Annotated in this window: 17 protein-coding genes and 1 tRNA gene; 8 read left to right on the forward strand and 10 right to left on the reverse strand. The window is 57.8% G+C overall.

Features of this window, described 5'->3' with window-relative positions:
• The first annotated feature begins 2 nt into the window (after nucleotides 1–2).
• Entirely contained in the window at nucleotides 3–1376 is a 1374-nt protein-coding gene (gene hemN / locus AB5Y86_RS18390; RefSeq protein WP_368193739.1) for an oxygen-independent coproporphyrinogen III oxidase, read from the forward strand.
• A gap of 736 nt (nucleotides 1377–2112) precedes the next feature.
• Here hemN and AB5Y86_RS18395 read toward each other — a convergent pair.
• The 3 genes from AB5Y86_RS18395 to AB5Y86_RS18405 all read right to left on the reverse strand — a co-directional run bounded on the left by AB5Y86_RS18395 (nucleotide 2113) and on the right by AB5Y86_RS18405 (nucleotide 3404).
• On the reverse strand, nucleotides 2113–2481 hold the full coding sequence (locus tag AB5Y86_RS18395; protein ID WP_005339715.1) for a hypothetical protein: 369 nt from the start codon (nucleotides 2479–2481) through the stop codon (nucleotides 2113–2115).
• A 1-nt stretch (nucleotide 2482) separates the two neighbouring features.
• The gene (locus AB5Y86_RS18400; protein WP_005339716.1) at nucleotides 2483–3130 is read right to left on the reverse strand and encodes an AAA family ATPase; all 648 of its coding nucleotides are present in this window, start codon (nucleotides 3128–3130) and stop codon (nucleotides 2483–2485) included.
• Nucleotides 3131–3227: 97 nt separating this feature from the next.
• Nucleotides 3228–3404, reverse strand: a complete 177-nt coding sequence (locus tag AB5Y86_RS18405) for a hypothetical protein (RefSeq protein ID WP_201947345.1) — start codon at nucleotides 3402–3404, stop codon at nucleotides 3228–3230.
• 747 nt (nucleotides 3405–4151) lie between these two features.
• Here AB5Y86_RS18405 and arcA point away from each other — a divergent pair.
• The 4 genes from arcA to AB5Y86_RS18425 all read left to right on the forward strand — a co-directional run bounded on the left by arcA (nucleotide 4152) and on the right by AB5Y86_RS18425 (nucleotide 8975).
• Nucleotides 4152–5372 (forward strand): arginine deiminase, encoded by a 1221-nt coding sequence (gene arcA / locus AB5Y86_RS18410; RefSeq protein ID WP_005339718.1) that lies wholly within the window; start codon nucleotides 4152–4154, stop codon nucleotides 5370–5372.
• 62 nt (nucleotides 5373–5434) lie between these two features.
• Nucleotides 5435–6361, forward strand: a complete 927-nt coding sequence (gene arcC / locus AB5Y86_RS18415) for a carbamate kinase (RefSeq protein ID WP_005339719.1) — start codon at nucleotides 5435–5437, stop codon at nucleotides 6359–6361.
• Between the two features lie 79 nt (nucleotides 6362–6440).
• Nucleotides 6441–7445: an ornithine carbamoyltransferase gene (gene argF / locus AB5Y86_RS18420; protein WP_005339721.1), complete on the forward strand. Its 1005-nt coding sequence runs from the start codon at nucleotides 6441–6443 to the stop codon at nucleotides 7443–7445.
• Nucleotides 7446–7568: 123 nt separating this feature from the next.
• Complete coding sequence (locus AB5Y86_RS18425) at nucleotides 7569–8975, forward strand: YfcC family protein (RefSeq protein ID WP_005339725.1); 1407 nt, start codon at nucleotides 7569–7571, stop codon at nucleotides 8973–8975.
• A gap of 132 nt (nucleotides 8976–9107) precedes the next feature.
• On the opposite strand, the gene AB5Y86_RS18430 is transcribed toward AB5Y86_RS18425, so the two are convergent.
• The 5 genes from AB5Y86_RS18430 to AB5Y86_RS18450 all read right to left on the reverse strand — a co-directional run bounded on the left by AB5Y86_RS18430 (nucleotide 9108) and on the right by AB5Y86_RS18450 (nucleotide 12017).
• The gene (locus tag AB5Y86_RS18430) at nucleotides 9108–9599 is read right to left on the reverse strand and encodes an arginine repressor (protein ID WP_005339728.1); all 492 of its coding nucleotides are present in this window, start codon (nucleotides 9597–9599) and stop codon (nucleotides 9108–9110) included.
• A gap of 200 nt (nucleotides 9600–9799) precedes the next feature.
• The gene (gene pyrI / locus AB5Y86_RS18435; RefSeq protein ID WP_005339730.1) at nucleotides 9800–10264 is read right to left on the reverse strand and encodes an aspartate carbamoyltransferase regulatory subunit; all 465 of its coding nucleotides are present in this window, start codon (nucleotides 10262–10264) and stop codon (nucleotides 9800–9802) included.
• A 15-nt stretch (nucleotides 10265–10279) separates the two neighbouring features.
• Nucleotides 10280–11200: an aspartate carbamoyltransferase gene (pyrB, locus tag AB5Y86_RS18440; RefSeq protein ID WP_005339735.1), complete on the reverse strand. Its 921-nt coding sequence runs from the start codon at nucleotides 11198–11200 to the stop codon at nucleotides 10280–10282.
• Nucleotides 11181–11375 carry a hypothetical protein gene (locus AB5Y86_RS18445; RefSeq protein ID WP_013724188.1) on the reverse strand — a complete coding sequence of 65 codons (195 nt, stop codon included), beginning with the start codon at nucleotides 11373–11375 and terminating at the stop codon, nucleotides 11181–11183. The genes pyrB and AB5Y86_RS18445 overlap by 20 nt, the downstream gene beginning before the upstream one ends.
• 99 nt (nucleotides 11376–11474) lie before the next feature.
• On the reverse strand, nucleotides 11475–12017 hold the full coding sequence (locus AB5Y86_RS18450) for a hypothetical protein (RefSeq protein ID WP_201913351.1): 543 nt from the start codon (nucleotides 12015–12017) through the stop codon (nucleotides 11475–11477).
• A gap of 201 nt (nucleotides 12018–12218) precedes the next feature.
• Between AB5Y86_RS18450 and AB5Y86_RS18455 the strand changes: the two genes are divergently transcribed.
• A tRNA-Trp gene (locus AB5Y86_RS18455) sits at nucleotides 12219–12295 on the forward strand.
• Nucleotides 12296–12436: 141 nt separating this feature from the next.
• Here AB5Y86_RS18455 and AB5Y86_RS18460 read toward each other — a convergent pair.
• Nucleotides 12437–13309 (reverse strand): LysR family transcriptional regulator, encoded by an 873-nt coding sequence (locus AB5Y86_RS18460; RefSeq protein WP_368193741.1) that lies wholly within the window; start codon nucleotides 13307–13309, stop codon nucleotides 12437–12439.
• A gap of 100 nt (nucleotides 13310–13409) precedes the next feature.
• Between AB5Y86_RS18460 and AB5Y86_RS18465 the strand changes: the two genes are divergently transcribed.
• Nucleotides 13410–13907, forward strand: coding sequence for a lactoylglutathione lyase family protein (locus AB5Y86_RS18465; protein WP_064338952.1), 498 nt, complete (start codon nucleotides 13410–13412; stop codon nucleotides 13905–13907).
• 207 nt (nucleotides 13908–14114) lie between these two features.
• Nucleotides 14115–16007, forward strand: a complete 1893-nt coding sequence (locus AB5Y86_RS18470) for a methyl-accepting chemotaxis protein (protein ID WP_368193743.1) — start codon at nucleotides 14115–14117, stop codon at nucleotides 16005–16007.
• 66 nt (nucleotides 16008–16073) lie between these two features.
• Here the strand turns inward: AB5Y86_RS18470 and AB5Y86_RS18475 are convergent, their stop codons facing one another.
• Nucleotides 16074–16586 carry a lipocalin family protein gene (locus AB5Y86_RS18475; protein WP_040070068.1) on the reverse strand — a complete coding sequence of 171 codons (513 nt, stop codon included), beginning with the start codon at nucleotides 16584–16586 and terminating at the stop codon, nucleotides 16074–16076.
• Nucleotides 16587–16599: the final 13 nt, after the last annotated feature.

The raw sequence follows: 16599 nt of genomic DNA on the forward strand, positions 1-16599 counted from the left end.
GCGTGCAAGCAGAACAGATTGTGTGGGATCAGGCCCTGATCGAAAAATATAACTACAGTGGCCCGCGATACACCTCTTATCCCACTGCGCTGGAGTTCAACGAGAGCTTCGGCTATCCGGATTTTGTCCGCGCTGCCGGCCAGTATCCCGAGCGCAATCTGTCGCTCTACGTGCATATCCCTTTCTGTCACAAGCTCTGCTACTACTGCGGCTGCAACAAGGTCATTACCCGCCATCAGCACAAGGCTGACGAGTATCTCGACTACCTGGAGCAGGAGATCAAGGCGCAAGCCCCGCTCTTCAAGCACCGTCTGGTCACCCAGCTGCACTGGGGCGGTGGAACACCCACCTATCTGGATGAAGCACAAACGCGCCGTCTGATGGCCATGCTGCGTGAGCACTTCCATTTCGCCGAAGAGGGGGAGTTCAGCATCGAGGTCGATCCGCGCGAGATTGCCATTACCATGCTGGATGTGCTGCGAGACGTCGGCTTCAATCGCATCAGCCTTGGGGTGCAGGACTTCAACAAGGATGTACAGGTCGCGGTCAACCGCGAGCAGGACAACGACTTTATTAAAGCCATGTTGGAACGAGCCCGTGAACTTGGCTTCCGCTCGACCAACCTCGACCTTATCTATGGCCTGCCGCATCAGGATCGTGCCAGCTTCCACCATACGTTGGAAGAGGTGCTCAAGACGGATCCGGCGCGCCTCTCCATCTTCAACTATGCCCATCTGCCGAGCCGCTTTGCCGCCCAGCGCAAGTTGAAAGAGCTGGATATGCCAGCGCCGCAGGAGAAACTGGCCATGCTGCAGGACACCATAGCCTTCCTCACCGGTCAGGGTTACCAGTTCATCGGCATGGACCATTTTGCCAAACCAGATGACGAACTGGCGGTCGCGCAGCGCGAGGGTAAGCTGCACCGCAACTTCCAGGGCTATACCACTCAAGGTGATTGCGATCTGCTGGGGCTGGGGGTCTCCTCCATCAGCATGATCGGGGATGCCTACTCCCAGAATCAGAAAGAGCTCAAAACCTATTACGGTCAGGTTGAGGAGTTGGGGCATGCCCAGTGGAAAGGCTGCTCGCTCAATCAGGATGACCTGATCCGCCGTGAAGTTATCAAGCGCCTTATCTGCGATTTTCGTTTGAACTTCACCACCATTGAGCAGACATTTGGCTTGGATTTCAAAGAGTACTTCGCCGAGGATCTCAAGCTGCTACAGACCTTTATCGATGATGGGCTGGTGCGCATGACTGATGCCGGGCTTGAGGTATCTTCCACAGGACAGCTGTTGATCCGCAATATCTGCATGTGCTTCGACGTCTACCTGCGCAACAAGGCTCGCCAGCAGCAGTTTTCTCGTGTGATATAAGCGTGTTTGCCGATCAGAAAACAGAGAAGGGCGCCATCGTGGCGCCCTTCTCATCTGTATTTTTGCTTAAGCAGCGGGTCGGGAAGGTTCTGGTAAGAACTCTCTGCGCTGAGGCAAGCAATTGAGAGCCAAGCAAGGGGACGGTGAAATGCAGATAAAAAGATGGGGGCGACTTGCGTCGCCCCCGGTAGTCGTATCGCTCATATCCTTGAACGAAGTTGCTCCCTGCAATCCCTGACTGTTTACCTCTTCCTTTAGGTTTCCCCTTCCCAATCCTTTGGGGTGTCCTTTAGCCATCTTGGCCTGACGAGTCATCCTGTCCCGTCGCACTTTCTCCGTCCTGGGAGGTGTCCTTTACCACATCCTGTGGTGAGTCCATTTGCCCAACCCTGGCAGCCAGTCTTCCTGACCGACTTCATTGCGTCCGTGCATGAGTAACTATAAGGATTTTCTAACCGGCTACAACGCCAGATTGGAAAACGTTTTTGTCATTAGCTATTTCGAAAGTGGTGAGTTTCGATTTATTCATTTATAAACAGCTAGTTAAGTTTCTCATCTTCATGTTTTAAGATCCTATCTTCCGATTATCTCGGGGATCTTTTTGGCCGTTAGCTTACATCTTGAATGGCAGATCTCTTACACGGCGTTTTGGTTGCTTCAGAAACAGATTTTGCAGTCTGATGATGGTCATTCGGGGTGAATTGGCGAGGCACACAAGAGCGGTTGAATGGAGAAATTATGAGCGCTGGTTGAGCCGCTCATAGATGGTCTGGCGCTCTTCAGGAGTCAGCGAAGAGAAGTAGTGGGTAAAGAGGCGCAGCAACAGGGACTTGTTCATGCCGTCTTGCTGGGTCAGATTACCCAGCTCGTCGATGGCCACCGTGCTCATGGAGAAGGTGGCTTTTTTGTAGCTGGGCTTCAGGTGCTCGCCGCTCTCGATAAAGGCCAGCGCCGACAGGGCTTCGTCACGATGCAGGCCCAGTTCAAGGCTGACCACCTTGGGTTTGCCTTTGGCGTAGAACTCCGCATCTTCGATAAATTCGTCGACGGTGAACTTCTTCTGGTGATGCAGCTGGTGCTTTTTCTTCAGATCGGCCAGACCCATCTCACACCCCCACTTGCAGGAACTCTTTGGCGATGGCCCGGATCTCTTCGGCGGATTTGCCATCCGGCTCGATCTCCATCACCGATAGTCCCTTCTCTTCGCTGTCGTCATAGACGTTGCGGCCATAGGTGATGGCGTTCAGGACGTCGACACCGAACGAGGAGCAAACCTCTTTCGCTTCCAGAATGCGTTTTACCTGATTGGGCAGGGCGGGGCACTGGGTTAGCACTACGGCTGCATTGAGGGTCGGATTGACCATTTTGCAGGTAGTGATGAGATCTTCCATGTGGGGCAGGGTCTTGAGGTCACGGCGTTTCGGGCGCAAGGGGATCAAGGCGTGGGTGGCGACAGCCATGGTGGAGCGCAGTGCCCGGTTGTCTTGCCCGCCGCAATCGACGATGACGTAGTCGTAGCGGTTTTTCAGGCTGAGCAGGTCGTTGCGAATATTGCCATAGAGCTGTACGCAGTTGATTTGTGGCAGCTCCGGGTTGTCATTGCGCTCCTGAATCCAGTCAGAGGTGGTGCGCTGCGGGTCGCAGTCGACCAGTAACACCTCCCCCTGAAATTGGGATCTGAGGTAGACCGCCAGATTTTGTGCCAGGCAGCTCTTGCCACTCCCCCCCTTCTCTCCACCGACCAACAAGATCATGACGTTCCCCTATCCATGAGAAAACCGCTGATTTCAGTATAGGAGGGGCCTGTCTCATCACAAGGCGAGAGGAGTGATGCTCCTCTCGTTGTTTCGACTAGTAATGAACGCTGCCTCCCTGCCAGCGGCAGACATAGTCAGGCACCAGCATCTGGGGGGCCTTGTCAACATGGCATACCACCATGGGTATGGCAGGGGTTCCTTCAGCCTGACTGAGGGTGGGGAACGTAGAGAACAGCAAAGTCGCGAGCAACAGCATGGGTTTCATCTTCATAACAACTCCTTGGTAGTGCCATTCCTGTGTGATCTGGATCACTTTCTGAGTTAAGTCGAGGTTGGCGCCAGTGCAAGGTGAGACGAATAAATTCAATTAATGAAAAAAGTATCAAAAGGCGTTGTGGTGACCGACGAGGATGGCTGCCCACCTTGATGCGGACTTTGTGCATATTAAGTTGAACTGCACAAAGAGGTGATGACTTATAAGGCCGAGCCTGATGGGGTTGGCATCAATGCCATGATCTGGAACAAGAAAAGATTTATGCAGTGAATGTGGTAGATGTGAGTATTTATTTCTCCCGCGTTCCTCCCGTCACGGCGATGTATTCAATACCTAGTGAGTAATATTCAAATTCTATTTGTAAAGTTATTTACAGTAATGATTTTTAACAGTTTTTGTTATTTGCATTTAATCACTCCAGTTAACTGGCATGAATAAAAAATGAATCAACCTGAAATATAGCGGGGTGGTTTTGCATGGTTATTCGGTGTGCTTTGTGTGGAAAATGCGCAATTTGCTACCGGGGTCATAGATTGGATGGTGAATATATTCAGTTCTGAGTGAATGTGATCAATGTCTAAGTTTGTCGTGATTCGCAGGGCTAACCTCGGTCTCGAAAGGCAAGGGCAGGATAGAACATAAGCCGATTACCCTACATAAAGAATATCCCGCCTTAGCCACGAGCATGAATAGAAGGAATCTATTCAATCACTCGCAGGGACCACTGCTAGACGGAATATAATCATGAGCAAATTTTATGTAGGTTCTGAAGTTGGCCAATTGCGCCGTGTCATGTTGCACCGCCCCAACCTCAGTCTGAAGCGTCTGACTCCTTCCAACTGCCAGGATCTGCTGTTCGATGACGTCCTGTCAGTTGAACGCGCCGGTCAGGAGCACGACAAATTCGCTCAGGTACTGCGCGATCAGAATGTCGAAGTTTTCCTGCTGACCAATCTGCTGGCCGAAACACTTGATGTGCCGGAAGCCAAAACCTGGCTGCTGCAACATCAGGTCTCCGACTATCGCCTCGGCTCTTCTTTTGCCAACGACGTGCGCTGCTTCCTGGCTGACATGCCGCATCGCGAATTGGCCCGCATTCTCTCCGGCGGCCTGACCTACTCCGAGATGCCCTACAGCGGCGTCAACATGGTAGTGGGCATGCACGCTCCGACCGATTTCATCATCGAGCCGCTGCCCAACCACCTCTTCACTCGTGACACTTCCTGCTGGGTTTACGGTGGCGTCTCCATCAACCCGATGGCCAAACCGGCTCGTCGCCGCGAAACCAATCATGTGAAGGCCATCTACCGCTGGCACCCGATGTTTGCCGGTCAGGACTTCATCAAGTACTTCGGTGACGAGGAGCGTGACTACGACAACTCCACCATCGAGGGTGGCGACGTACTGGTTATCGGCCGCGGTGCCGTGCTGATCGGCATGTCCGAGCGCACCACCCCGCAAGGTGTCGAGCACCTGGCTCGCAGCCTGTTCAAACATGGTCAGGCCAAGCAGGTCATCGCTATGGAGCTGCCGAAACACCGCAGCTGCATGCACCTGGATACCGTCATGACCCACATGGATATCGACACCTTCTCCGTCTATCCGGAAGTGATCCGCAAGGACGTGCAGTGCTGGAGCCTGACTCCGGGCGGCGCCACCGGCATGAACATCAAGGAAGAGGGCTACTTCGTCACCGCTATCGAGAAAGCACTGGGCGTGGATCAGCTGAAGATCATCACCACTGGCGGTGACAGCTTCGAAGCCGAACGCGAGCAGTGGAACGACGCCAACAACGTGCTGACCGTACGTCCCGGCGTGGTGGTGGGTTACGAGCGCAATACCTACACCAACGAGAAATATGACAAGGCCGGTATCACAGTTCTCTCCATTCCGGGTGATGAACTGGGCCGTGGCCGCGGCGGCGCCCGCTGCATGAGCTGCCCGATGGAACGCGACAGCATCTGATGAGACGGCGTGGCGCCGGCAGAAGCTGGCGCCACACAGAACCAAACTCGAGATTAACCACTATGAAAAAACCAACTGTCGTCGTCGCTCTGGGTGGCAATGCACTGCTCCGTCGTGGTGAGCCACTGGAAGCGGATATCCAGCGCAAGAACATCGCAACTGCCGCCAAGACCATCGCCCTGATCGCTCAGGAGTACAACGTGGTGCTGGTGCATGGCAACGGCCCGCAAGTCGGCCTGCTGGCCCTGCAAAACAGCGCCTACACCAAGGTATCCCCCTATCCGCTGGATGTGCTGGGTGCCGAGTCCCAGGGCATGATCGGCTACATGCTGATCCAGGAGCTGAAAAACCTGATGCCGAGCCGCAACGTCACCGCGCTGCTGACTCAGGTGCAGGTCGATCCCAAGGATCCGGCGTTTGCCAATCCGACCAAATTTATCGGCCCCGTCTACGAAGAGGCTGAAGCCCGCACCCTGGCAGAAGAGAAGCACTGGGTGGTCAAGGCTGACGGCAAGTTCTTCCGCCGTGTAGTGCCATCCCCGCTGCCCCAGCGCATCGTTGAAGGCGACGCCATCGAAACCCTGATTGCCCAGGGCCACCTCATCATCTGTACCGGTGGTGGCGGTATCCCTGTGACCTGGGATGGTCAGAGCCTGACCGGTATCGAAGCCGTCATCGACAAAGACATGTCTGCCGCCTATCTGGCCAAGCAGATCAAGGCCGACGCCCTGCTGATCCTGACCGATGCCGATGCCGTCTATCTGGATTGGGGCAAACCGACCCAGCGTCCGCTGCGAGTCACCAGCCCGGACGAGCTGGCCGGGGTCAAGTTCGACGCAGGTTCCATGGGACCGAAAGTCGAAGCCTCTTGTGAATTTGTCAAAGCGACCGGCGGCATGGTCGGCATCGGCTCGCTGGAAGATGGCCTCGCCATCCTCAAGGGAGAAGCCGGCACCAATATCGTCGCCACCCGCACCGTACATGCGTAATTACCGATATCTGTACTGAGAATGCGTAGTCAACACTACTGCCCGAACTGGTCTGAAACATATATAGAGAGAACTCATCATGGCTTTTAATCTGCGTAACCGTAACTTCCTGAAACTGCTGGACTTCACCCCGCGCGAAATCCAATACATGATCGACTTGGCCATCGACCTGAAGAAAGCCAAATACGGTGGCTACGAGCGCAAGCATCTGGTCGGCAAGAACATCGCCCTGATTTTCGAGAAGACCTCCACCCGTACCCGTTGTGCGTTTGAAGTAGCGGCCTTCGACCAGGGCGCTCAGGTCTCCTACCTTGGCCCAAGCGGTTCCCAAATCGGTCACAAGGAGTCCATGAAGGACACCGCCCGTGTACTGGGTCGCATGTATGACGGTATCGAATACCGCGGCTACGGTCAGGAGATCGTCGAAGAGCTGGGTGCCTACGCCGGTGTCCCGGTCTGGAACGGCCTGACCAACGAATTCCACCCGACCCAGATCCTGGCCGACTTCATGACCATGCTGGAGCACGGCAAGGGCAAGCGTCTGGATCAAATCAAGTTCGCCTACCTGGGTGATGCCCGCAACAACATGGGTAACTCCCTGATGGTCGGCGCCGCCAAAATGGGTATGGATATCCGTCTGGTCGCTCCGAAAGCCTTCTGGCCGGAAGAGGAGCTGGTTGCCAAGTGCCGCCTGATCGCCGAAGAGACCGGCGCACGCATCACCCTGACCGAAGATGTGAAAGAGGGTGTGCTGGGTGCGGACTTCCTCTACACCGACGTCTGGGTATCCATGGGTGAAGCGAAAGAAGCCTGGGATCAGCGCGTCAAACTGATGACTCCGTATCAGGTCAACATGGATGTCATCAACGCCACCAAGAATCCTGATGTGAAGTTCATGCACTGCCTGCCGGCGTTCCACAACGACGAGACCACCATGGGCAAGGAAGTGGCTGACAAATATGGCATGAAAGGCCTGGAAGTGACCGAGGACGTGTTCGAATCCGAGCACAGCATCGTGTTCGACGAGGCCGAAAACCGGATGCACACCATCAAGGCAGTGATGGTTGCTACGCTGGGCGACTAAGGTCGCAGTAGTGGTGCCGGGGGGCGACCCCCGGCTTTTCGACCATGTGACAGCGGCATAATACCTCTAACCCTACAACCCGCAGCCTGCATGGATACCACACCCACAGAAGGAAGCTGGACCATGACCAAATTCAAGTTCCCGTCAGCCTACACGATACTGTTTGTGCTGATCGCCCTGGTGGCCGCCCTGAGCTGGATAGTGCCGGCCGGCAAATATGAAATGACCATGAACGAAGCCCTCGGCAAAGAAGTGCCGGTGGCGGGTACCTACAAACTGGTGGAGGGGAATCCCCAGGGGATCGTCGACGTGCTGCTGGCACCTATCGATGGCCTCTACAACCACGACACCTATGAGGCTGGCGCCATCGACGTCTCCCTCTTTATCCTGATCATCGGTGGTTTTCTTGGCATCGTGACCAAGACAGGTGCCATCGATGCCGGTATTGAACGTGTGACCGACCGCCTGCGCGGCCGGGAAGAGTGGATGATCCCGATCCTGATGGCGCTGTTCGCCGCAGGCGGAACCATCTACGGGATGGCCGAAGAGTCGCTGCCGTTCTACACCCTGCTGGTGCCGGTGATGATGGCCGCCCGCTTCGACCCTGTGGTCGCCGCGGCAACCGTATTGCTGGGTGCCGGTATCGGTACTCTGGGTTCCACCATCAACCCGTTTGCCACCGTTATCGCCGCCAACGCCGCCGGTATCTCCTTCACCGACGGTATCTGGCTGCGCGTTGCCATGCTGGTCGCCGGTTGGCTGCTCTGTGTTGCCTACGTCATGCGTTACGCCAAGATGGTGCGCAGCGATCCGAGTAAATCTCTGGTGGCTGACAAGTGGGAAGAGAACCGTGCCCACTTCCTTGGCAACAAGAGCGACCAGATGCTGGAGTTCACCCTGACCCGTAAAATCGTGCTGGGTATCTTCGTCGCCGCCTTCGCCGTGATGATCTACGGTGTGGCCGTGCTGGGCTGGTGGATGGCGCAGATCTCCGGCGTGTTCCTGGCTGCTGCCATCATCGTTGGTCTCATCTCCCGCATGAGCGAAGAGGAGCTGACCTCCAACTTTATCGACGGTGCCCGTGACCTGCTAGGGGTGGCGCTGATCATCGGTATCGCCCGCGGTATCGTGGTAGTGATGGATAACGGCATGATCACTCACACCATTTTGCACAGTGCAGAAGGGATCGTGACCGGCCTCTCCACCATCGTCTTTATCAACGTGATGTTCGTGCTTGAAGTGGTGCTCTCCTTCCTGGTGCCGTCCTCCTCCGGTCTGGCCGTACTGACCATGCCGATCATGGCGCCGCTGGCCGACTTCGCCAACGTGGGCCGCGACCTGGTGGTGACTGCTTACCAGTCTGCCTCCGGTCTGGTGAACCTGGTGACCCCGACCTCCGCCGTGGTCATGGGCGGTCTGGCCATCGCCAAGGTGCCTTATGTGCGCTGGCTGAAGTGGGTGGCTCCGCTGCTCGGTATCCTGACCGTGCTGATCGTGGTCTGCCTGAGTCTGGGCGCCGTGCTCTCCTGAGGGATAACAAGCAAGATGAAACGGGAGCCTGCGGGCTCCCGTTTTTTATGGGCGCAAGAAGTGATGGACACAAAATAGCAGGCAACAAAAAGGCGACCCGCGGGTCGCCTCAGTGCATTTGGGGGAGAGAGCTTAGCGGGCCTGCGCCAGTGTGCGCACCACGGCGGCATGGGCCTGACGGGTACGGCTGATATGGCGCGGCGCGACCAGTACCACGTCATTTCCCGCGACGGCGCCCATGATCTCGGGATTGGCGTTGCGATCCAGCAGGCGAGCCACCACGGTGGCGGCGCCCGGAGTGGTGTGGATCAGCACCATTTGTTGGTTGTGCACCACTTCGCGCACCATGTCGTGGATCGAGCGGGTGCTGCCGGCGGGCTCCAGCTGCTCATCGACCAGGGTGTAGACCTTCTTGCCGTTGGCATTTTGGGCCTTGGCCACGCCGAGGCGGCGCAGCAGGCGGGAGATGGTGGATTGGCTGATGTCGGCAAAGCCGCGCTCCGACAGCTCGCGGCGGATCTCTTCCTGGGTGCTGTAGCAGTGCTGACCGATGATCTGGCGACAGGCATCCAGCTGGGCCAGATCGGGCTCTTGGGCAACGGGACGACTGAGGGTTTTGACCACGGCGAATTCCTTTGATGATGACCGGAGGTAAGCGCGCGATATCTGCCATAGTAGTCAGTTATCAGGCAAAAACACTGATAATCCATCTATATGCAGGGAATGAGCGGGCATTACCATCTTGCGATGGCAAATTATAGCTGACTGGAAATTCGGTGATGTGACAGGGTTCAAAAATGGGCCCCGCGGGGCCCAATCAGATATCAGTAACGCTCGCTGACGATGTCCTGAGTGAAGGACTTCTCGCAATATTTGCACTTCATCCGCACCACGCCTTTCACTTCGCGCACCCGGAAGTAGCTGTCTACCGGCTCGTTGTGGGAGATGCAGTTGGAGTTGGGGCAGTGGAACACTCCTGCGATGAACTCCGGCAGCTCCAGCTGGTGCTTCTTCACCACATTGAAGTCTTCGATGATGTTGACGGTCGCTTTCGGGGCGAACAGCGCCAGCTGGTTGGCCTGTTGCTCGGTCAGGCGGGTGTTCTCAATTTTGATGAGATCCTTCTTGCCCAGCGCACCGGATTTCAGGTTGAAGCCGACGGTGATCCGCTCCTGGGTTTCAACCAGCTGGAACAGCTTGAGGATCTTGATGCCCTGGCCAGCGGGGATGTGATCGATGACGGAGCCGTGACGGATGGCTTCGACTTGCAGTTGGTTCTTGTCAGACATGATATTCCCCTAAGCTCAGACAGTTTCGTTCAGTACCAGTGCCAGCAGCGCCTGGCGTGCATAGACCCCGTTCTCCGCTTGCTGGAAGTAGCAAGCGTGGGGAGTCTTGTCGACCGCCACATCGATCTCGTCGACGCGGGGCAGGGGATGCAGGATCTTCATGGTGGGCTTGGCCCCTTCCAGAGTCGCCAGCTCCAGAATGAACTTGGCAGCCATGTGCTTGTATTCAGTCTCGTCGAAACGCTCTTTCTGGACGCGGGTCATGTAGAGGATGTCCAGCTCCGGCATTACCTCTTCCATGGTCTGGTGGACGCTGAACTGGATACCCTTCTCTTCCAGCTCTTCGCAGATGTAGTCCGGCATCGCCAGCGCTTCCGGGGAGATGAAGAAGAAGCGGCAGTTGAACAAGCTGAGGGCCTGGGCCAGCGAGTGGACGGTGCGGCCATATTTCAGGTCACCGACGAAGGCGACGTTGAGGTTGTCCAGACGACCCTGGGTCTCATGGATGGTGAACAGGTCGAGCAGGGTCTGGCTCGGATGCTGGTTGGAGCCGTCGCCGCCGTTGATGACCGGCACGCGGGAGAACTCGGAGGCCAGACGGGCCGCACCCTCTTTCGGATGGCGCATCACCACCGCATCCGAGTAGGAGCCGATGATCTTGATGGAGTCAGCCAGCGTCTCGCCCTTCTTGGCGCTGGTGTTTCCACCGTCGGCGAAGCCGATGATGTTGCCGCCAAGGCGCTGTACCGCGGTCTCGAACGAGAGGCGGGTGCGGGTGGAGGCTTCGAAGAAGCAGCTGGCAACCAGCTTGTCTTTCAACAGGCTGGTGTCAGGTTCAGCCTTCAACCGTTGTGCGGTTGAGACTACCAGTTCCATTTCTGACCGGGTCAGGTCCGAAATGGAGATGACATGTTTCTTATAGAGTGGATTGGTCATCGTCTGCATTCCCTTTGACATCATTGGAGGTTTTTCGGGCACAAAAAAAAGCCCCTGAAACAGGGGCTTTTTTTAAAAATAACTGGGGATCGTTGGGGTGGGAACCGGAAACAACGGGGCCGCTCTGGTGCGCACCACCCGTCTGCAAGGCTGTTTTCTGAATCAAAAACTGCATCGTTTCGTCCCGACCTTTTTCAAAACCGGACAGATTATAGGGCCGCTTTTTTAATTGTCAAAATTTTATTTCCGATGCCAATTTCAGCATGAAAAACGTTTAAGTATCGGAAACATGACGACAAATCCACACTCTGTGCGTCTCTTGCAGCGATTCCCCATCGCGGGCCATGGCGCGCAAATAACCGAGTCTGTGGTGCCCTTCCAGCAGGCAGTAGGGGCGGGGCAGGGGATGGCCGTTCGGGTAGCTGGCTCCCTCCTCTGGCGCCAGTACGATAACCGGCTCGGGCCAGGTGCCGTCGCTCAGCATCTTCTCGCCGAGCCAGGAGCGACGGACATACCGGTTGCTGCGCAGCATCTCGCCCCAGCGCTCGATCACCTCCATATGGCGGGAGTCCACCTGATCCACCAGTTGCGCGGTGGGCCAGCTTTCACAGGTGAATTGATGGCTGGCGAGATCGATAAAGCTCCAGTTGGACTCAAAACCGCGCCAATGACGGTAAATCCACTGGGAGAGCACATTTTCAGGAATAAAGGGCACCAGCGGCGCGACCCGTTCAAGATAGGCGGGCAGGGACTCTGTCTTGCGTTCATCCCTGAAGTTGAGGGGCGCCAGTTGTTGGAGCAATCGGTAATTGAGCATAAGTGGCCTCCCGGTACCTGATTTCACCCTACCCCCATTTATGTCCCATTCCTACCCCGGCAGGGCTGCAAATACAGCAAGTTATCCCGCTTTGCTGCACAAACAATCGCGACTTGTTCGGGATTTGTGCAATCGCATCGAAAGCGTAAAAAAAGCCTTTACCTTTGATCTCCACTTTGTATACTACGCCTCGTTTGTTGCAGGGGCGTAGTTCCAATTGGTAGAACAGCGGTCTCCAAAACCGATGGTTGCGGGTTCGAGTCCTGCCGCCCCTGCCATTTTCAGAAAGGCCAGCTCATTGAGCTGGCCTTTCGCATTTCCGGCGTTCGCCAATTTATCCCTCTCTCCTTTCTCTTCTTCTTGCCGCTAGCCCTCGGTGACTGTGGCCACATTGATCTCGATGTCTGACGCAAGAGCGTTCAGTGTGCAGCAACCCGCTGTTTCAGGACGGTGACCAGCCGCTGGTGGCGGGCGGGGAGCGGCCACTCGGCGCGGTAGATCAGCCAGAGGGTGTCGATCACTTCAATGCTGCTCTGGATCACCCGGATCTTCTCCTGCTGGGCAAAGGCGGTGACGGCGAAGCGGGGCAGCACGGTAAAGCCGAGGCCGCGGGCGACCGGCTCCAGGATCAGGCCGATCTGGTTGGTAAAGCCGCGCAGCGGGACCTCGTCAACGCGCTGGCCGGGGTAGCGTCGTCCCAACAGGCGTTGTGCCATGCTGCGGCCATCCGGGTGGTCGATAAAGCCGAGCTGACAGAGGTGCTGCCAGCTCTGCTCCTCGCCATCGTTGGGCACCACCAGACAAAGGGGTTCGCGGGCGAAGGGCTCGGTGGTAATGCTGGGGTGCTCCGGCGGCTGATCCACCAGTCCCAGATCGCTGCGCCCCGCCAGTACCGCCTGCACTATGTCGGGGGTGGGGGCGAAGCGGTGTTGGATAGTGAGTCCGGGGTGCTCCTGTTGCTGGTCGAGCAGCAGGGGATAGAGCAGCAGACCAATGCTACCCGGGGTGGACAGGGTGATGGCGCCGCGGTGAGGGTCATCGTCAGAGAGGCGCGCTCGCAGCTGTTCGGCTGCCTGCGCCTGCTGGCGGGCGAAGTCGAGCAGCACCAGCCCGCGCGGAGTGAGCTCCAGCTGACGGGGCTTGCGCAGCAGCAGGGTGCCAAATTCGGCCTCGAGGCGCGAGATATGCTGACTGACGGCGGCCTGGGTGAGATCCAGCCGCTCGGCGGCACGGGTAAAACTGCCGGTTTCATGCACCACCACCAGGGTGTGGAGCCAGAGTGGATTAACCATAAATTTAATTTATGCCTTCCATTAGTTTGACCTTATTTTTCATTATGTCGCCCCTTCCTATCATGTCACCTGTTTCCCACACACAATTTCAAGGTGACGTATGACCTATCCGCGCAACTTCTCCCACATCGGCATCACGGTGACTGACCTCGACAAGGCAGTCGAGTTCTATACCAAGGTGATGGGCTGGTATCTCATCATGCCGGCGACCACCATCAGCGAGGATGACTCCGCCATCGGCGTGATGTGCAACGACGTGTTCGGCCCGGGTTGGGGTTCTTTCCGTATCGCTCATCTCTCCACCGGCGACAAGATCGGCATCGAGCTGTTCGAGTTTCCCAACAGCGAGCGCCGTGAGAACAACTTCGAATTCTGGAAGAGCGGGGTGTTTCACTTCAGCGTGCAGGATCCGGATGTCGAGGGGCTGGCGGCGCGCATCGTCGCAGCGGGCGGCAAGCAGCGGATGCCGGTGCGCGAGTACTACCCGGGCGAGAAGCCCTACCGCATGGTCTACATGGAAGATCCCTTCGGCAATATCGTCGAGATCTACAGCCACAGCTATGAGCTGACCTACTCCGCCGGTGCATATCAGGGGTAAGTGACAGGCCGCCTTCGGGCAGCCTGCTGCTTTGTTGTTACAAGAGTCAGTAGCATGGAATCGCGATCTGGTTCACACGAATAGCGTGTTCTGTTGTTGATAGATGGGAAAATATACAGATTCACTAAAGTCTGTTCATATTGCGGCCGATAGCCTTTGATACATCAGGGTTTTCCCTGCCTGACACAACAACAAGGATTCGTCGTCATGACCCTCTCTCTGCGCGGCAAGCTGCTGGCCACCAGTCTTGGCGTAGTGCTGCTGATGGCATCACTGCTCGGCATCGTTGCCTTTCACACCCTCAAATCCCGCACCATGAGCGCCATCCAGAGCGAGGCGGTCAACTATGGCCACGCCTACTCGGTCGCCATCGGCGACTGGATGACGGATCGCAAGAACACCGTCCATGCGCTGGTCAACCTGATCAGCGACAACCCCCAAGCCGAGCTGGTGCCCCACCTGAAGCAGGCCTACACCTCGGGCGGCTTCGGCCTCACCTATTTTGGCTCCGCGCAGGGGGTGATGACCCGGCAGGACCCCTCCCTCAACACCGGCAACTATGACCCGCGCGAGCGCCCCTGGTATCAGGATGCGGTGAAGGCGGGGCAGCTCATCGTCACCGCCCCCTATGTCAGCGTCACCATGCAGAAGCTGGTGGTCACTCTTTCCGAGCCGGTGCGCCATCAGGGGGAGCTGGTCGGCGCCGTGGGGGCCAACCTGGCGCTCGACAAGCTGATCGACGAAGTGCTGGCGATGAAGGTGCAGGGTGAGGGCTACGCCATGCTGCTCGACAGCAGCGGCCTCATCGTCGGCCATCCGCAGAAGGATCTGGCGCTCAAGCCCATCGCCGAGCTGGCGCCGGGACTCTCTGCCGCCATCTTCCAGCAGTGGGGCCGCGAAAACAGCGAGCTGCATGCCGCCACCCTCGACGGGCGGGATGTGCTGCTGGCGGTACAACCGGTACCGGGCACCGACTGGCTGCTGGCCATGGTGATGTATCGCGATGTGCTGGAGGCGCCGCTCAGCAGTCTGCTGTGGGAGCTGGTGGGGCTGACCCTGGTGCTGATGCTGGTGTTCAGTGCCCTGCTCACTGCCACCTTCAAATACCTGTTTGCCGATCTCGGTCGGGTCGCGCACGCCCTGCACGACATTGCCCACGGCGAGGGGGATCTCACCGTTCACATCAACACTCACAGCAAGGATGAGGTGGGTCAGCTGGCCCAGAACTTCAACCAGTTCGTGGCGCGGCTGCACGGTATCGTCAGCCGGTTGCGGGATGTGACCGTCGAGCTGGCGGCACAGTCTCGCGCTCAGGCGGCCGGGGCGCAGGCCCGCAGTCAGCGGGTGCGCCAGCAGCAGGACGAGATCGTGATGGTGGCGACCGCGGTGACCGAGATGGCCTCCGCCACTCAGGAGATCGCCGGCAACGCCGAGTTTGCCGCCACCACCGCCACCGATGCGGTCGCACTGGCGGTCGCCGGTCAATCCCAGGTTGGCCAGAGTCAGCGCAGCATTACCGGTCTGGCGGACGAAGTGGCCGATGCCAGCCAGATCATCAATGAGCTCGACAGCCATGCCCAGAAGATCAGCGGCATTCTGGCGACCATCAGCGGCATCGCCGAGCAGACCAATCTGCTGGCGCTCAACGCCGCCATCGAGGCGGCCCGGGCCGGTGAGCAGGGCCGCGGTTTTGCGGTAGTCGCGGACGAGGTGCGGGTGCTGTCACGCCGTACCCACGACTCTACCGACGAGATCCAGCAGATGATCGAGACCCTGCAGCAGACCACCCGTCGCGCCGTGGGTGGCATGGAGACCAGCCGTCAGCTGGCGGGTACCAGCGTCGAGGATGCGGAAGCGGCCAACCAGAGCCTTGCTCGGATCAACGAGGCGATCGGCTCCATCAGCGACATGGCGACCCAGATCGCGGCGGCGGCTGAGGAGCAGACTTCGGTAACCGGCGAGATCAGCCGCAATACCGAGAATATCCGCCACGTCTCGCAAGAGCTGGCCGAGCAGGCGGGCAGCGAGGCGGCGCAGGCGGCCGAACTCAAGTCGTTGACCGAGCGGCTGGAGCAGGAGATCGGCCGCTTCCGGCTCTGATCATCCCGCCACGCCAGCAACAGAAAGGGCAGCCCGCGGGCTGCCCTTTGTTATTTCACGACTGGCTTAAGGGTTCTGCTTGACCCAAATCAGCTGGTCGGTGGCAAAGCCCAGCGACTTCGCCTTGGCGACCAGCGCATCCACTTTCGCCTTGGGCGGGTTGGGTGAGCGGGAGAGGATCCAGAGGTAGTCGTGGTTGTAGCTGGTCACCAGCGAGAGCTGGTAATCGGGGTCGAGGTCGATGACGTTGTAGCCGCCGTAGAAGGGGCCGAAGAAACTCACCTTGAGCCGCGCCTCGTCAGGACTATCGACGAAGTAGGCCTTGCCCTCGGCTTCGCGCCAGCTGCCATCGCTCTGCTTGCCGCGGTTGAGCACCTTGACGCCGCCATCGTCCCGCAGGCTGTAGGTGGCGCTCACCTGCTCCAGCCCCCGCTCGAAGCTGTGGTCGAGGCGGGCGATTTCGTACCAGGTGCCAAGATAACGATCGAGCTGGAAGCCGGTAACGGGGCGAATGCCGTCGGCTATCCCGGTACAGGCCGTCAGCAGTAAAGCGGTGAACAGGCAAAGCAGTGAACGCATAAGTAATCCCTCT

Source organism: Aeromonas sp. s8 (genome assembly GCF_040907785.1).
Lineage (GTDB): Bacteria > Pseudomonadota > Gammaproteobacteria > Enterobacterales > Aeromonadaceae > Aeromonas > Aeromonas veronii.

Excerpts from the sequence above, each read along its gene's own strand:
- AB5Y86_RS18395 (WP_005339715.1), bottom strand. The coding sequence starts at position 2,481 with ATGGGTCTGGCCGATCTGAAGAAAAAGCACCAGCTGCATCACCAGAAG.
- AB5Y86_RS18400 (WP_005339716.1), bottom strand. The coding sequence starts at position 3,130 with ATGATCTTGTTGGTCGGTGGAGAGAAGGGGGGGAGTGGCAAGAGCTGC.
- AB5Y86_RS18405 (WP_201947345.1), bottom strand. The coding sequence starts at position 3,404 with ATGAAGATGAAACCCATGCTGTTGCTCGCGACTTTGCTGTTCTCTACG.
- arcA (WP_005339718.1), top strand. The coding sequence starts at position 4,152 with ATGAGCAAATTTTATGTAGGTTCTGAAGTTGGCCAATTGCGCCGTGTC.
- arcC (WP_005339719.1), top strand. The coding sequence starts at position 5,435 with ATGAAAAAACCAACTGTCGTCGTCGCTCTGGGTGGCAATGCACTGCTC.
- argF (WP_005339721.1), top strand. The coding sequence starts at position 6,441 with ATGGCTTTTAATCTGCGTAACCGTAACTTCCTGAAACTGCTGGACTTC.
- AB5Y86_RS18425 (WP_005339725.1), top strand. The coding sequence starts at position 7,569 with ATGACCAAATTCAAGTTCCCGTCAGCCTACACGATACTGTTTGTGCTG.
- pyrI (WP_005339730.1), bottom strand. The coding sequence starts at position 10,264 with ATGTCTGACAAGAACCAACTGCAAGTCGAAGCCATCCGTCACGGCTCC.
- pyrB (WP_005339735.1), bottom strand. The coding sequence starts at position 11,200 with ATGACCAATCCACTCTATAAGAAACATGTCATCTCCATTTCGGACCTG.
- AB5Y86_RS18445 (WP_013724188.1), bottom strand. The coding sequence starts at position 11,375 with ATGCAGTTTTTGATTCAGAAAACAGCCTTGCAGACGGGTGGTGCGCAC.
- AB5Y86_RS18450 (WP_201913351.1), bottom strand. The coding sequence starts at position 12,017 with ATGCTCAATTACCGATTGCTCCAACAACTGGCGCCCCTCAACTTCAGG.
- AB5Y86_RS18460 (WP_368193741.1), bottom strand. The coding sequence starts at position 13,309 with ATGGTTAATCCACTCTGGCTCCACACCCTGGTGGTGGTGCATGAAACC.
- AB5Y86_RS18465 (WP_064338952.1), top strand. The coding sequence starts at position 13,410 with ATGACCTATCCGCGCAACTTCTCCCACATCGGCATCACGGTGACTGAC.
- AB5Y86_RS18470 (WP_368193743.1), top strand. The coding sequence starts at position 14,115 with ATGACCCTCTCTCTGCGCGGCAAGCTGCTGGCCACCAGTCTTGGCGTA.
- AB5Y86_RS18475 (WP_040070068.1), bottom strand. The coding sequence starts at position 16,586 with ATGCGTTCACTGCTTTGCCTGTTCACCGCTTTACTGCTGACGGCCTGT.